The sequence below is a fragment of the Streptomyces sp. NPDC037100 genome, assembly GCF_055606225.1.
On the sequence record NZ_JBVJSX010000008.1, the window covers coordinates 344,809 to 359,522 of the forward strand.

Consider the following 14,714-nt stretch of genomic DNA (forward strand, 5'->3'; position numbering starts at 1 on the left):
TCAACCGACCAGCGTCAGCCCGTTCTCCCCGTCCGCGTCCGCGGCCTCCGGCCGTCCCTCGGTGAGCAGCAGGACATCCGCCTTGGCAATGGCGTCACTGATGTCGGACGTCCCCATCATCACGCACAGCGTGTAGCTGACGTCCTCCAGTTCGCGTGCCGCCGTCGGCACGTGCCTCTCCGACTGAGCGATCCTCAGCGACGCGTACCGCGTCAGCAACTCCCTGACGATCTTCCGGTCCGGTACAAGCACGTAGCGCCCCTCTCTGTGTTTTCGCTGCGTATGCCCGAACCACGCGTAAACATTCACACGATTTTCTCACCTGGGGTGGATTTGACGAGAAATGATCGGTTGCGACCGGTCTTAGGGCGTGTATCGGAAGTAGATCAGGTCGTAGTGGCCAGTTCGACGAGGTGCCGGGCTGTGCCAGCAGGATCGACGATCTGATGGAGGTGTGCGCCGGGCAGGTGTGCCACACGCCAGCCGCGTTCGCGCGCCTCCTCGGCAAGGTCGTCATACGGAGGGCCGAACAGCAAGTAGGAGCAGGGATGATCGTCCCATCCGCCGGGGACCGGGATGTGCTGCTCGTAGTAGGACAGCGGCAGGGTCGGCTGCTCCTCAATGACTGTCTGCCGCATCATCGGATCTGAGAACATGGGTGCGACGTCTGCCTCGTCCCACCAGTCTGTCCAGCGCGGCAGCCTGCCGTTCACGGCCATCGGGCGGAGGAACTTTAGCAACTCGGGTGAGGCGACAGGGGTGGGTCCGGTTCGGGCCGGCAGCGCGGCATCAACGAAGATGGAGCTGGTCACCGGATGGTCGAGGCCCGAGCGAATCGCCGGGAGAAACAGGCCAGCGTTGCTGTGTGCCACCAACGTGAGGGGGCTGTCGGCCGGGACCTGTCGGAGGTCGTCGCGGACGGCGTTGACCATGCGGGGCCAGAAGGGCGGAGCACCGGCGCCTACGTTCAGCAGGGACGGCACCCGTACCTGGTATCCCGCCGCCGTCAGGTGTTCGGCCACAGGGTGCCAGGTCGAGGGACCCACGGACGGACTGTGCACGAGAACGAAGATCGGCTGCATGTGACGATCCTGTCGCCCATGCCATCAAAGCGGCGACTGTCTTGGCTGACAGCAGAACGTGATATTGGATGGCGTCTTGAACCGCCGCTACGTACGGTCTGCCAGATGACGCTCTCTCATGACGTGGCCGGAGACGGCCCTGCGGTTGTGCTGTTGCATTCCGGGGTGTGTGACCGACGGATGTGGGACGCGCAGTGGCCGACCCTGATCGATGCCGGCTACCGGGTGGTGCGCTGTGATCTTCGGGGCTTCGGCGGGACTCCTGCTCCGGACCGGCCCCACAGCGATGCCGAGGACGTGCTGGAACTCCTGAACGGCCTCGGGATAGCGCGGGCGGCACTGGTGGGATCCTCGTACGGCGGGGAGGTCGCCTTGGAGATCGCCGCGCGCTGGCCGGATTGGGTGAGCGCCATGGCGTTGCTCTGTTCTGCTCTTCCCGGCCATGAACGTTCTGCCGAACTCAATGTGCTCGGAGAGCGCGAGGAGGCACTGCTCGATGCGGGGGACATCGCTGGTGCGACGGAACTGATGGTCAGCACCTGGCTGGGCCCGGACGCGGACGAGACCGCCCGCGAAGCGGTACGCCAGATGCAGCAGCACGCCTTTGAGGTGCAACTGGCCGCCGCTGAGGACTTCGAGCCGATCGAGGCCCAAATTGATTTGACAGCGATTGTGGCTCGTTGTCTCGCCGTCTCGGGTGCGCATGATGTGGCGGACTTCCGACACATCGCTGCCCGGCTGCCTGATCTGCTCGCGAATGCCGAACATGTGGAGTTGCCGTGGGCAGGTCACCTTCCCAGTCTGGAGCGGCCGTCTGACATCGCCGATCTACTGATCGATTTCCTGCGGCAGACAATGCCTGTTGGGTGAGCCCGCAGCCGCGACAGTCTTGGCTGATAGCAGAACGCTTCGTCTCGAAGAAGCCATGAACCACAGCATGGCTGTTCACAACCATTCTTGATGGCGGCAACAAGCACGGTGGCTTCGTAGCGGACTGCGAGCTTGTCATACCTCGTGGCCACGGCACGGTGCCGTTTGAGGCGATTGATGCCGCACTCGACCGCGTGCCGAGCCTTGTAGTCCTGCGGGTCGAACTTCGGCGGCCGGCCCCCGCGCGAGCTGCGTTTCTTGCGGTTACGGGCCTGGTCGGCCTTGTCGGGGATGGTGCAGCGGATCCCGCGCCGCCGCAGGTAGGAGCGTTTCTTGCGGGAGGCGTACGCCTTGTCGGCGCGCACACGATCGGGCCGGGTGCGCGGCCTGCCCGGCCCCAGACGGGGCACCCTTATACGGCCCAGGACAACCTCGAACTGCGGGGAGTCGCCGCGTTGCCCGGCCGTGATCACGATGGACATGGGCTTCTGGCCCTGTTCGACGGCCAGGTGCAGCTTGGTGGTCAGGCCGCCGCGCGAGCGCCCGAGCCCATGGTCGTCCGGCTCGACGGTGACGCCGCCGGGCGGCTCCTTCTGCAACTCCCCCTTTTGCGGGCCCCGGCGGCGTGCTGGTGGGCCCGGCATACCGTGGAGTCGACGTTAATGTCCCAGGTGATCAGCTCTTTCGCGTCAGCCTGGGCTTGGAGCTCGGTGAAGATCCGATGCCGGGTGCCGTCCCGCTGCCAGCGGCGGAACAGGTCGTACGCCCGGCCCCACGGTCCATACTCGGCGGGGAGGTCCCGCCACGGGATGCCGGTGCGGACCCGGAACCGTATGCCGTTGATCAGCTGCCGCCTGGCCCACGTCGGCGGCCGTCCGGGCTTCTTGCCTTTCGGCAACAGCGGTTCCAGCACCGCCCATTGCGCATCCGTCAGATCTCCACGTGCCACGAACCAAGATCATCTCACGTTTAAGATCCACTTTCGATACACGCCCTAGGCGAGGCGGCCGCTCAGGCGGCGTCCAGCTCCGCCAGATCCTCGGCCGTCAGGGTGAGGTCGGTGGCGGCGAGCGAGTCGCGGATGGTCTCGGGCCGGCTCGCGCCCGGGATCGGCACGACCACCGGCGACTTGGCGAGCATCCACGCCAGACACACGCGCTGCGGGCTCACCCCGTGCGCTTCGGCGATGCGGGCGAAGGGGGCGTGGCCCGAGCCGAGTTCACCGGCCTTCGAGATCCCGCCGAGGGGACTCCAGGGCAGGAACGCGATCCCGAGCTCGTCGCACAGGCGCAGTTCCGGCTCGCTGGAGCGGAAGGCCAGGGAGAACTGGTTCTGCACGGAGACCAGACGCCCGCCGAGGATCTCACCGGCCTGCCGGATCTGCTCGGGGTTCGCGTTGGAGATGCCGGCCATGCGGATCTTGCCCTCGTCCAGCAGGTCCCGGATCGCGCCGACGGACTCGGCGTAGGGGACGCGCGGGTCGGGGCGGTGGAACTGGTAGAGGCCGATGGCGTCGACGCCGAGCCGGCGCAGCGACTCCTCGCAGGCCGCCTTGAGGTGGCGGGGGCTGCCGTCGAGCGTCCAGCTGCCGTCGCCGGGGCGCAGGTGGCCGCCCTTGGTGGCGACCAGGACGTCGCCGCCGCGGTCGTGGGAGGCGAGGGCTTTGGCGATCAGCGTTTCGTTGTGGCCGACCTCGTCGGCGTCGAGGTGATAGGCGTCCGCGGTGTCGATCAGGGTCACCCCGGCGTCGAGGGCGGCGTGCAGGGTGGCGAGGGAGCGTTCCTCGTCCGGTCGTCCCTCGATGGACATGGGCATCGCGCCCAGGCCGATCGCGCTGACCTCGACGTCACCGATGCGGCGGGTGTGCATGGGTCGTGACCTCTTCCGGCTGTCGGGCGATGGTGCACACCAGCCTGGACGCCGTACGGCCGGGGGTCCAATAGAAGAAGGAGAACGCATTCAGCACTCGGGCCACTGAATCGCGCCCGACCCTCGAAGGCCTCCTTGTCACACCAGGATGAAACCCCGCGCCCGAGGACTCATCTCCCCCACACAGACCGGCGATCCGTAGGGCATTCCTCCGCCTCGCTGCCATATTCGAGGACCACTTCGGAGGTGGTTGTGAGCACAGAGGTGACAGCATCCGGTCCGGGGGAGACGGCGACGCACACGCCCGGGGGCACCGCGGAGCGCGTCGCCGGCCTGGAGCACCGCAGGGAGCGGGCGGTGGCCCCGGGCGGGCCGCGCAGACGCGGGGAGTTCTCGGCCCGGGAACGGATCGAACGGCTCGTGGACAAGGACTCCTTCACCGAGACCGGCCTGTTCGTCCGAGCCCGGCCCGCCGGGCACGACGCCCGCCGTCCCCACGGCGACGGCGTGGTCACCGGGTACGGCATGGTCGACGGCCGCCAGGTGTGCGTCTTCGCCCAGGACTCCACCGTGTTCGGCGGCAGCATGGGCGAGGCCTTCGGTGAGAAGACCGTCGCCCTGATGGAGCTGGCCCTGAAGACCGGCTGCCCGGTGATCGGCCTGAACGACTCCGGCGGGGCACGCATCCAGGAAGGTGTCGCCGCCCTCGCTCTCTACGCCGAACTGGTGCGGCGCAACGTCAAGGCGTCCGGGGTGATCCCGCAGATCTCGGTCGTCCTGGGCCCGTGCGCGGGCGGCGCCGCGTATTCGCCGGCGATCACCGACTTCACAGTGATGGTGGACGGCGCCTCGCACATGTTCGTCACCGGCCCCGACGTCATCGAGACGGTCACGGGCGAGCGCACCACCGCCGAGGAACTGGGTGGCGCCCGCACCAGCAACACCGTCAACGGCAACGCCCACTTCCTGGCCGCCGACGAGGGGGACGCCCTCGACACCGTGCGCGACCTGCTGTCGTACCTGCCCGCCAACAACCTGGAACGGCCCCCGGAGTACGCCCCCGGGCACGCCCCGGCCGGTGACGGGCTCGACGCGATCGTCCCGGACCGGCTCGGCGAGGCCTACGACATGCGGGACATCCTGCACGCGGTCGTCGACGACGGTGAACTGCTCTTGGTGCAGGAGCTGTTCGCGCCGAACATCATCTGTGCCCTGGCCCGGATCGAGGGCCGCTCGGTGGGGGTCGTCGCCAACCAGCCGCTGCACGCCGCCGGGGTCCTCGACATCGACGCGTCCGAGAAGGCCGCGCGGTTCGTGCGGTTCTGCGACGCGTTCGGCATCCCGCTGCTGACCTTCGCCGACGTGCCCGGATATCTCTCCGGGGTACAGCAGGAGCAGGCCGGGATCATCCGGCGCGGCGCGAAGCTCCTGTACGCCTACGCCGAGGCCACCGTCCCCAAGGTCACGGTCGTGGTGCGCAAGGCCTACGGCGGCGGGTACGCGGTGATGGGCTCCAAGCACCTGGGCGCCGACGTCAACCTCGCCTGGCCCACCGCCCGGATCGCCGTCATGGGCGCCGAGGGGGCCGTGGGCGTCCTGCACCGGCGCGAACTCGCCGCGTCCGACGACCCGGAGGCGCTGCGGGCAAGCCTTCTCGCCGCGTACGAGCGCACCCATGGCACCCCGTATCCCGCCGCCGAACGCGGCTATGTCGACGCGGTCATCGCTCCGCGTGAGACCCGGGAGCAGGTCTGCCGCGCCCTGCGCGCGCTGCGCGGCAAACGCGCCCCGATGCCGGAACGCCGGCACGGCAACATCCCCCTCTAGCCCTCCCCCTTCTCCCCCCCTTTGTGACTCTCCCCCTTTGCGACCCGTAGGCCGATCCGCGCCGTGAGGAGCCCGCCCCGATGGACAGCCGCCGCCCCCCGCTCGCGCCCGATTGCCCCACACTGCCGGAGTACGTGCGGCACTGGGCCGAGACCACTCCCGACCGCCGGGCCTTCACCTTCGTCGAACACCCGGCACCGCACTCGCGCGGCGTCCACCGCACCTTGACCTGGCGGCGCCTGGACGCGCGGGCGCGGGCGATCGCCGCACGTCTCGCGGACGAGACGAGCCCAGGGGACCGGGTCGCACTGCTGTGTCCGCAAGGAACGGAGTACGTGACCGCCTTCCTCGCGGCCCTGGCCGCCGGCCTGGTCGCCGTGCCGCTGTACACGCCGGGCCTGCCCGGGCACGCCGACCGGCTCGCGGGCGTCCTGGCCGATGCGCGTCCCTCGGTGGTGGTGACCACGAGCCGGGTCCGTGACGAGGTGCGGGAGTTCCTCGGGGCCGGCGGCCCGCGGATCGTCGTGGCGGACGAGGTGCCCGACGACGACGGCCGGGACCGGCAGCCGGTCGCCCCGGACCCCGGGGCGCCCGCCTACCTCCAGTACACGTCCGGCTCGACCCGCGCCCCGGCCGGCGTGGAGATCAGCCACGGCAACGTCGTCGCCAACGCCCGCCAGGCCCTGGCCGCCTACGGCCTCGGCACCCGTCCGATGACCAGTGTGGGCTGGCTGCCGCTCTACCACGACATGGGGCTGGTGCTCAGCGTCGCGGCCCCGGTGGTGCGCGGGGCGCTGTCGGTGCTGATGGACCCGGCGGCGTTCCTGCACGAGCCGGTGCGCTGGCTGCGCCTGCTCGCCGCGCATCCGAACGCCGTGAGCGCCGCACCCAACTTCGCCTACGACTACTGCGTCGCGACCGTCACCGCCGACCAGAAGGCCGGTCTGCGGCTGGACAAGGTGACGGCCCTGATCAACGGCAGTGAGCCGGTCCGCCCGGGCACGGCCGACCGGTTCCACGCGGCGTTCGCGGGCCAGGGCCTGGCGCCGAGGACGCACTGCCCTTCGTACGGGCTGGCCGAGGCCACGGTGTTCGTGTGCGCGGCCCGGCCGGGTGAGCCGCTGAGCCGGTTCGCGCTCGACCGCGACGCCCTGACGGCCGGAAAGGCCCTGCCCGCCCGGCCCGACGATCCCCGGGCGGTGCTGCTGGCGGGCTGTGGCACTCCGGCGGGTCAGCGGGTCCGGGTCGCCGACCCGGTGTCACGGGCCCTGCTGTCGGAGGGCGAGGTCGGGGAGATCTGGGTGCAGGGGCCGAACGTGGGCCGCGGCTACTGGAACCGGGACTCGCAGGACGTCTTCGGCGCGCAGTTCGCGGACGCCGCGGCCGGTCCGGGACGCTGGCTGCGCACGGGTGATCTGGGAACGGTGCTGGAGGGGCAGCTGGTCGTCACGGGACGGCTGAAGGACCTGATCATCGTCGACGGGCGCAACCACTATCCGCAGGACGTCGAGGCGACGGTGCAGGAGGCACACGAGGCGGTCCGCCGGGACCGGCTCGCCGCCTTCGCCGTGCCGGGGGGTGCCGGTGGCGAGTGCGCGGTCGTCGTGGCGGAGCACACGCGGACCGCACACCTCGCGGAGCTCGACGTGACCGCCCTGGTGCGTGCCGTGCGCGGCGCCGTGTCCGCCCGGCACGGGTTGCGGCTGGCCGATGTCGTCGTGGTACCGCCGGGGACGGTGCCGCGCACCTCCAGCGGCAAGGTGTCGCGGGCACTGACCCGCACCCGGTATCTGGAGGGTGCGTACGGCGGGCAGGCCCGGGCGGCGGGTGCCGCGGAATGAGGCCCGTCGACGAGGCCGCGCTGCGCCGGCTGATCGCCGAGCGGGTGGCCGCCTGGAACGGCACGTCCCCGGACGACGTCCCGATGGGCCGGCCGCTCGCGGATCTCGGCATGGCCTCGCGGGATGCCGTCGCCCTCGCCGGTGAGCTGTCCCGCGCCACCGGCCGGGAGCTGCCGACGACGCTGCTGTGGGAGGCGCCCACCGGCGAGGCCCTGGTGGCGCGGCTGTGCGGCGCGGGGGCCCCGGGGGCCGAGGCGGCGTCGGTGCCGCCTCCCTCGGTGCCGGGAGGGGCGGCCGAGCCGGTCGCGGTCGTCGGGGTCGGCTGCCGCCTGCCCGGCGGCGTGCACGGCCCGGACGACTACTGGCGGCTGCTCAGCGAGGGGGCCGACGCGATCCGGCGCGTCCCGGAGGACCGCTGGCGCGACTTCACCGCGTTCCCGCCCGCCGACGCCCATCCCTACGGCGGCTATCTGGACGACATCGCCGGGTTCGACGCGGACTTCTTCCGCATCACCCCGCGCGAGGCCGCGGTGACGGACCCCCAGCAGCGGATCCTGCTGGAGGTCGTCCACGAGGCGCTCGACCACGCCGCCGTGCCGGCCGGGTCCCTGGCGGGCACGGCCACCGGCGTGTTCGTCGGCGTCTCCGCACCGGAGTACGGGCAGTTGACGGGCGCCGACCCGGCCGCCGTCGACCCCTGGGCGCCGGCCGGGGGCGCGCTCAGCGTCGCCGCGGGACGGCTCGCCTACGTCCTGGACACCCGGGGACCGAGCCTGGCCGTCGACACGGCCTGCTCCTCCTCTCTGGTCGCCGTCCACCACGCCTGCGTCAGCCTGCGCACCGGCGAGAGCGACACGGCGATCGCGGCCGGGGTCAACCTGCTGCTGTCGCCGACCGTCACGGTCGCCTTCCACCGGGCGGGCGCCCTGGCACCGGACGGGCGCTGCAAGCCGTTCTCCGCCGCGGCCGACGGCATCGGGCGCGGTGAGGGCTGCGCGGCCGTGATCCTGAAGCGGCTGTCCGACGCCGAGCGGGACGGCGACCGGGTGCTGGCCGTCATCCGCGCCTCCGCCGTCAACTCCGACGGCCGCTCGAACGGCCTGATGGCGCCCAACCCGGCCGCACAGCAGGCATTGCTGGAGCGGGCCTACGCGCAGGCCGGGCTCGCCGCGGAGCACGTCGACTACGTGGAGGCGCACGGCACGGGCACACCGCTGGGCGACCCGATCGAGGCGGGTGCGCTCGGCGCGGTGCTCGGCGCGGGCCGGGACCCCGACCAGCCTCTGCTGCTGGGGTCCGCCAAGGGCAACCTCGGCCATCTGGAGTCCGCGGCGGGCATCGCGGGCCTGGTGAAGACCGTGCTGGCCCTGCACCACGACGGCATCCCGCCGTCCCTGCACTGCGAGCGGGGCAGTTCCCTCACCGATCCCCGGCTGCGGGTGGTGACCGAGCCGGAGCCCTGGCCCCGTTACGGCGGCACGGCCGTCGCGGGCGTCTCCGGGTTCGGCTTCGGCGGCACCAACGCCCATGTGGTGCTGGAGGAAGGACCGCCCGGCCTGGCCCCGGTACGACCGGCCGAGGAACCGGCCGCCCGCCTGCACCTGCTCTCCGACCTCGACACCGAGCGGCTGCGCGACACGGCGGGCAGGCTCGCCGGCCGGCTGCGGGAGCGCCCCGCGCACCCTGCCGACGTGGCCCGGACCCTGGCCGGACGCACGGGCCGAGGGCCCGTGCGTGCCGCCGTGGTCGCCCGTGAGCAGGGCGAACTGGCCGACGCGCTGGACGCGTTCGCGTCCGGGCGCCCGGATCCACGGGTGACGACCGGCGACCGCGACCGCGTGGGACGCGGCCCCGTGTGGGTGTTCTCCGGATACGGCAGTCAGTGGCCCGGCATGGGGCGCCGGCTGCTGGCCGAGGAACCCGCGTTCGCCGCCGCCGTCGAGAAACTCGACCCGCAGCTCGCCCCCGAGTGCGGCCTGTCCCTGTACGACCACCTGTCCTCGGGAGAGGGTCTCGACCGTCTGGAGGTCGCCCAACCGGTGCTGTTCGGCCTTCAGCTGGCACTCGCCGAGCTGTGGCGGTCCCACGGTGTCGAACCCGCCGGTGTCATCGGCCACTCCATGGGCGAGGTGGCGGCGGCCGTGTGCGCGGGCGCGCTGGACGTGGCGGACGGGGCGCGAGTCATCGCCGTACGGGCCCGGCTGCTGAGCGGGCTGCGGGGCGGCGCGATGGCCGTGGTGGACCTGGACGACGCCGAACTGGACGCGCTGGCACGGGACTTCCCTGAGGTGCATGTCGCCGTGCACTCCTCCCCGCGGCAGAAGGTCGTCACGGGTGAGGAGGCGGCGGTGGCCGGGCTCGTGCGCCGGCTGGAGGGGCAGGGCCGGGCGGCGCGGGCCATGCGGGTCGTCGGCGCCGGGCACTCGCCGCAGGTGGACGGACTGTTGCCGGAGCTGGTGGACGCGCTCTCCGGCGTCCGGGGGCGACGGCCGCGCGTCGCTGTCTACTCCACGGTCCTCGACGACCCGCGCGGAGACTGCCTCTTCGACGCCGCACACTGGGCGGCCAACCTGCGCAGGCCCGTGCGGCTGGACCGGGCGCTCGCGGCGGCAGCCGCCGACGGCCGCACGGCCTTCGTCGAGATCTCCCCCCACCCCGTGCTGACGGGAGCCGTCGCCGACACCGTGCCCGGCGCCCTCGCCCTGGCCACGCTGCGCCGGGACGCCGACGGGTCGGAGGCGTTCGCCGGGCGACTGGGCGCCCTGTACGCGGCGGGGCAGCGACTGCCCGTGCCGCAGGGGCGGGTCATCGACCTGCCGCTGCCGCGGTGGCGGCACGTACGGCACTGGTGGACGGACGGCCGGGCCGCTCGTGTGGAGCCGCTGCCGGAGGAGCCTGCTGCCGCGGTGACCGAGCGGCACGTACGGCACTGGTGGACGGACGGCCGGGCCGCTCGTGTGGAGTCGCTGCCGGAGGAGCCTGCTGCCGCGGTGACCGAGCCCTCCTCGGTCCTGGCCCGGTTGACCCACCACATCGCCGCCGTCACCGGCCACTCCCCCGCCCGGATCACGCCGGGCACCGCGTGGGCCGACCTCGGCCTGGACTCGCTGATGGCGGTCCGGGTGCGCACGGCGGTGGAGCGCGAGTTCGGCATCGAACTGCCCCTGCGCGAGCTGTTCGCCGCCGTCACCGTCGGGGACGCCGCCACCCGGGTCGAACGCACCCTCCCCCGGGACGACACCCCGGTGCGGCCATTGCGCGCCACCGGCTCGCGGCCCCCGCTGTTCCTCGTCCACGCCGCCGGCGGCCCGGTCGGCGTCTACCGGACGCTGACCGAACTCCTCGGCGACGAGCAGCCGGTGTACGGGCTGGAGCGGATCGAGGAAGCCGGGACCGTGCCCGAGAAGGCGCGGCGCTACGCCGAGGCGATCGACGTCGTCCACCCCGACGGCCCGTTGCTGCTGGGCGGTTGGTCCTTCGGCGGCTTCGTCGCCCAGGAGACCGCACGGCAACTGACCGCCGTCGGGCGGGAGGTGCGGCTGGTCGTCCTCATCGACTCCGTACGGCCTCTCCCCCGCCCGGGGTCGACGCGATCCGACCGGATCCGGGCGCACTTCGAGGGCTTCGCCCGCCATGTCGCCGACGCCTACGGCGTGCGGCTGGAGTTGCCGTACGACGAGCTCGTGGCGATGGACGACGACGCGGCCCGTATCGACGCGGTGCTGAGCGCCCTGCGCGAGGCCGCCGACGTGCCGTCGGCGGCACTGGAGCACCAGCGGTCCTCGTACCTGGACATGGGCATCGGCGAGTCGCACAGCCCCGCACCCCACGACGGGCCGGTGGTCCTCTACCGCGCCACCGAACCCGCGCCGCACACCGTGCGCGACCCCGCCTACGAGCGGGACGACCCGGCGCTGGGCTGGGAGGAGGTGTGCCCACGTCTGCAGGTGGTGCCGGTGGCCGGTCACCATCTGTCGCTGCTCGATCCGCCGCACGTCGGCGAGATCGCCGCCCATCTGAGCCGGACACTCGCCGAGCCGGCCCCCTGACATGGAACCCGAGGAGCCGTCATGTCCCACCTGCCGCAGCAGCCCGCCGCCGGAGCGTCCCGGCGCACCGTTGCCAGAGCGACAGCCGCCGCCGGTCTCGCCGCCCTGTTCGGGGCCGCGGCCGGCACGGCGCCGGCCCGGGCGGCCACCCGGCTGGGGCCGCGCACGCTGGACGTGTCCGTGCCCTCCGCGGCGCTCGGCCGCAGCGCGCCGGTCCGGCTGATCCTGCCGTCGGACTTCGCTGCGCGCCCGGACAAGAAGTACCCGGTGCTGTACCTGCTGCACGGCGCGCACGACGACTACACCTCGTGGACCCGTGAGACGGACATCGAGGCGTTCACCGCCGGCCGCGACCTGATCGTGGCGATGCCGGACGCGGGCCCCACCGGCATCCCGAGCGTCTGGCGCGGCGGCCCCGATTACGAGACGTTCCAGGTGAAGGAGGTGCCGGCGCTGCTCGCCCGGGACTACCGGGCCTCCGGCACACGGGCGGTCGCGGGGGTGTCGACCGGCGGTTACGGGGCCATGGCCCACGCGGCCCGCCAGCCCGGGGCGTTCACCGCGGCGGCCTCCTACAGCGGCGTCCTCGACACCACGGCCCCCGGTGTTCCCGCCATCATGGACGCCATCGTGGCCCGCGAGAACCTGCCGGCCGCGTCCCTCTGGGGAAATCCCGTGTTCAACCTCCTGACCTGGCGGGACTTCAACCCGCGTGCCCGCGCCACCGGGCTGCGCGGCACGGCCCTGTACGTGTCGCAGGGCAGCGGGGTGGGCGGCGGCGGGGATCCGCTGCCCGGGATCCTGGAGAGCGCCCTGTGGCCCTCTGCCCAGGGCTTCGCCCGCACGCTGGCCCTGATGGGGATTCCGGCCACCACCCACTTCTACGGGGGCGGCGGGCACGACTGGGCCCACTGGAAGCCGGAGTTCACAGCCTCGTGGCCTGTCCTCGCCCGTGGGCTGGGAGTGCCCGAGTGACGGGGGTTCCGTCGGGGCACGGAACGGAGCGGAGGGGTCGTCCGTCCAACACAGGACTTCCCACTCGTCTCACGGGCGACAGCCCGCGGGTGAGCCGCTTCCGGCCGAAAGGAGTGTCCGTGATGGCTGTGCCCACCCCGCACGGCGTGCCGGACCGTCACACCGCGCCGCAGGTCCCGCCCGAGCTGGCGGAGCTGCTGCGGGCCAACCTGGCGGCCGTCGCCGACGAGGTGGAGGAGGAGGTCCGCCGCCAGGTACCCGAGTACGCCCGGCCCTCCGACGGCACGTACCGCCAGAACCTGCGGTCCGGGGTGGTGCAGGCGCTGACCCTGTTCGTCGACCACATCGCCGACCCGCGGGACGACGGGGGCGCGATCGCGGCGACGTACTACGAACTCGGGCGGGGTGAGGCCCTGGAGGGCCGCAGTCTGGACGCCCTGCAGTCCGCGTTGCGGGTCGGCGGTATGCGCGCCTGGCGGCTGATGGGCCGCACCGCGGAGGAACTCGGGCTGGACTCCACGGTCGTGGCCGGGCTCGGGGAGCTGGCGTTCCGGACCGTGCACGAGGTCGCGCAGGCGGCCGCGTCCGGGTACGCCGAGGCCCAGCTGCGCAGCTCCGACGAGCTGGAGCGGCGCCGCAAGCGCCTGCTGGACCTGCTCCTGGAGGACGGGCCGGTGGCGCTGGAGGCCGTGCAGGATCTGGCGCACAGCGCTCGCTGGCCCGTGCCGCGGACGGTTGCCGTCGTGGCGCTCGCGGCGGCGCCGGACCGGCGGGAGGAGGACCGGCCGCTGGCCACGGCGGGTGCGCTGGTGGACATGGGGTCCCGGCCACCGCGCATGCTGCTGCCCGACCCGGACGGCTCCGGCGGCATCGGCGGCCGGGCGTTCACCCTCGCGCTGCGCGGCCGGCCCGCCGCGATCGGCCCGACGGTCGCGGTCACCGGGGCCGCGCAGTCGCTGCGCCTGGCCACCCGGGCGCTCGGGCTGATGGGCCGTGGGGTGCTGCCCCGGCAGGGCGTGGTGCGCTGCTCCGAACATCTGTCGACGCTGCTGCTGCACGGAGACGAGCCGCTGCTGGAGCGGCTCCAGGCCCTGGTCCTGGCGCCCCTCGACACGGTCTCGGCGGGGCAGCGCGACCGGCTCGCCGAGACGCTGCTGGCCTGGCTGCTCAGCGGCAGCAACGTGCCGGACGTGGCCGTGCGGCTGCACGTCCACCCCCAGACGGTCCGCTACCGCCTGCGTCAGCTGGAGAAGCTCTTCGGGGACGCCCTGCACGACCCGGAGACCCGTCTCGACCTCATTCTCGCGTTGCGCGCGGAATCCTTGCACACACGAGAGAAATGACGTCCGCATTCAGGCGCCCACTCAATCGGCGACAAAAATCTGCGGGGTTTCCATAATCCCGTCCATAACAACAGACGAGAGAAAGCCCATACGTTCGGGGCGTCCTTTTTCGCAGGCGCTTCACGCGCCTTTCCACGCGGAGGATCCCCCATGCGCATCCGTATGTGTCTCGCGGCGCTCTCACTGGCCGGCGGGGCCGGACTCGCCACCCTCTCGGCTCCCCCGGCCATGGCCGCGGCCTGCTCGGACGTCGAGGTCGTCGCGGCCCGCGGCACCTTCGAGCCGGGCACGCTCGGCTTCATCGTCGGCGACCCGGTGTATTCCGCCCTGCAGAAGAAAGCGGTGGGCAAGAACCTGACCAGCTACAAGGTGAACTACCCCGCCGACCTCTCCCCCACGTCCGCGGCACAGGGAAATCTGGATCTGGTGAACCACGTGAAGAGCCAGGCCGCCGCCTGCCCGGGCCAGAAGTTCGTTCTCGTCGGCTATTCGCAGGGTGCGAACGTCGTCGACAACTCGATCGGCATCAGCAGCGCCGGTGCGGTGGTCGGCAGCCCCATCGTGGCCACCCTGCCCGCCGCGGTCGAGCCGAAGGTCGCCGCGGTGCTGCTGTTCGGCAACCCGATCCGGGCGCTCGGCAAGAGCGTCACCGGCACCTACCAGAGCCGCACGCTCGACCTCTGCGCCAAGGGCGACCCCGTCTGCGAGAACGGCGGGGGCGACGTCGGGGCGCACCTGAGCTACCGGGACGACGCCGATCAGGCGGCCACGTTCGCCGCGGGCCGGCTCTGATCCCTTCCTGCACGAAAGGGGCCCGGGAGGATGTCCTCCCGGGCCCCGGGCGTGCGCACCGGCCGG

10 protein-coding genes and 1 pseudogene are annotated in these 14,714 nt (G+C 72.5%); 7 read left to right on the forward strand and 4 right to left on the reverse strand.

Going from position 1 to position 14,714, the window contains the following annotated elements; genetic code table 11:
* Positions 1-252, reverse strand: coding sequence for a DUF5133 domain-containing protein (locus ACZ7EG_RS26595; RefSeq protein ID WP_471083762.1), 252 nt, complete (start codon positions 250-252; stop codon positions 1-3).
* Between the two features lie 134 nt (positions 253-386).
* Entirely contained in the window at positions 387-1,082 is a 696-nt protein-coding gene (locus ACZ7EG_RS26600) for an alpha/beta fold hydrolase (protein ID WP_471083765.1), read from the reverse strand.
* 105 nt (positions 1,083-1,187) lie between these two features.
* Here ACZ7EG_RS26600 and ACZ7EG_RS26605 point away from each other — a divergent pair, with 105 nt between their 5' ends.
* A complete protein-coding gene (locus ACZ7EG_RS26605; RefSeq protein WP_471083768.1) occupies positions 1,188-1,952 on the forward strand; it encodes an alpha/beta fold hydrolase in 765 nt (254 codons plus the stop codon).
* 86 nt (positions 1,953-2,038) lie between these two features.
* Here the strand turns inward: ACZ7EG_RS26605 and ACZ7EG_RS26610 are convergent.
* Both ACZ7EG_RS26610 and ACZ7EG_RS26615 read right to left on the reverse strand, forming a co-directional pair.
* Positions 2,039-2,901 (reverse strand): annotated as a pseudogene (locus tag ACZ7EG_RS26610) (IS5 family transposase); the annotation flags it as partial.
* Positions 2,902-2,963: 62 nt separating this feature from the next.
* Positions 2,964-3,821: an aldo/keto reductase gene (locus ACZ7EG_RS26615; RefSeq protein WP_471083771.1), complete on the reverse strand. Its 858-nt coding sequence runs from the start codon at positions 3,819-3,821 to the stop codon at positions 2,964-2,966.
* A 246-nt stretch (positions 3,822-4,067) separates the two neighbouring features.
* On the opposite strand from ACZ7EG_RS26615, the gene ACZ7EG_RS26620 reads away from it, so the two are divergent.
* The 6 genes from ACZ7EG_RS26620 (at position 4,068) to ACZ7EG_RS26645 (ending at position 14,648) form a co-directional block, all read left to right on the forward strand.
* A complete protein-coding gene (locus ACZ7EG_RS26620) occupies positions 4,068-5,648 on the forward strand; it encodes an acyl-CoA carboxylase subunit beta (RefSeq protein WP_471083774.1) in 1,581 nt (526 codons plus the stop codon).
* An 80-nt stretch (positions 5,649-5,728) separates the two neighbouring features.
* Positions 5,729-7,489: a fatty acyl-AMP ligase gene (locus tag ACZ7EG_RS26625; RefSeq protein WP_471083777.1), complete on the forward strand. Its 1,761-nt coding sequence runs from the start codon at positions 5,729-5,731 to the stop codon at positions 7,487-7,489.
* On the forward strand, positions 7,486-11,538 hold the full coding sequence (locus tag ACZ7EG_RS26630) for a beta-ketoacyl synthase N-terminal-like domain-containing protein (protein WP_471083780.1): 4,053 nt from the start codon (positions 7,486-7,488) through the stop codon (positions 11,536-11,538). The genes ACZ7EG_RS26625 and ACZ7EG_RS26630 overlap by 4 nt, the downstream gene beginning before the upstream one ends.
* Before the next feature lie 21 nt (positions 11,539-11,559).
* On the forward strand, positions 11,560-12,513 hold the full coding sequence (locus ACZ7EG_RS26635) for an alpha/beta hydrolase (RefSeq protein ID WP_471083783.1): 954 nt from the start codon (positions 11,560-11,562) through the stop codon (positions 12,511-12,513).
* Positions 12,514-12,635: 122 nt separating this feature from the next.
* Positions 12,636-13,856: a PucR family transcriptional regulator gene (locus tag ACZ7EG_RS26640; RefSeq protein WP_471083786.1), complete on the forward strand. Its 1,221-nt coding sequence runs from the start codon at positions 12,636-12,638 to the stop codon at positions 13,854-13,856.
* 150 nt (positions 13,857-14,006) lie between these two features.
* Complete coding sequence (locus ACZ7EG_RS26645) at positions 14,007-14,648, forward strand: cutinase family protein (RefSeq protein WP_471083789.1); 642 nt, start codon at positions 14,007-14,009, stop codon at positions 14,646-14,648.
* The last annotated feature ends 66 nt before the right edge of the window (positions 14,649-14,714 follow it).

Excerpts from the sequence above, each read along its gene's own strand:
- ACZ7EG_RS26605 (WP_471083768.1), top strand. The coding sequence starts at position 1,188 with ATGACGCTCTCTCATGACGTGGCCGGAGACGGCCCTGCGGTTGTGCTG.
- ACZ7EG_RS26630 (WP_471083780.1), top strand. The coding sequence starts at position 7,486 with ATGAGGCCCGTCGACGAGGCCGCGCTGCGCCGGCTGATCGCCGAGCGG.
- ACZ7EG_RS26645 (WP_471083789.1), top strand. The coding sequence starts at position 14,007 with ATGCGCATCCGTATGTGTCTCGCGGCGCTCTCACTGGCCGGCGGGGCC.
- ACZ7EG_RS26625 (WP_471083777.1), top strand. The coding sequence starts at position 5,729 with ATGGACAGCCGCCGCCCCCCGCTCGCGCCCGATTGCCCCACACTGCCG.
- ACZ7EG_RS26600 (WP_471083765.1), bottom strand. The coding sequence starts at position 1,082 with ATGCAGCCGATCTTCGTTCTCGTGCACAGTCCGTCCGTGGGTCCCTCG.
- ACZ7EG_RS26635 (WP_471083783.1), top strand. The coding sequence starts at position 11,560 with ATGTCCCACCTGCCGCAGCAGCCCGCCGCCGGAGCGTCCCGGCGCACC.
- ACZ7EG_RS26615 (WP_471083771.1), bottom strand. The coding sequence starts at position 3,821 with ATGCACACCCGCCGCATCGGTGACGTCGAGGTCAGCGCGATCGGCCTG.
- ACZ7EG_RS26640 (WP_471083786.1), top strand. The coding sequence starts at position 12,636 with ATGGCTGTGCCCACCCCGCACGGCGTGCCGGACCGTCACACCGCGCCG.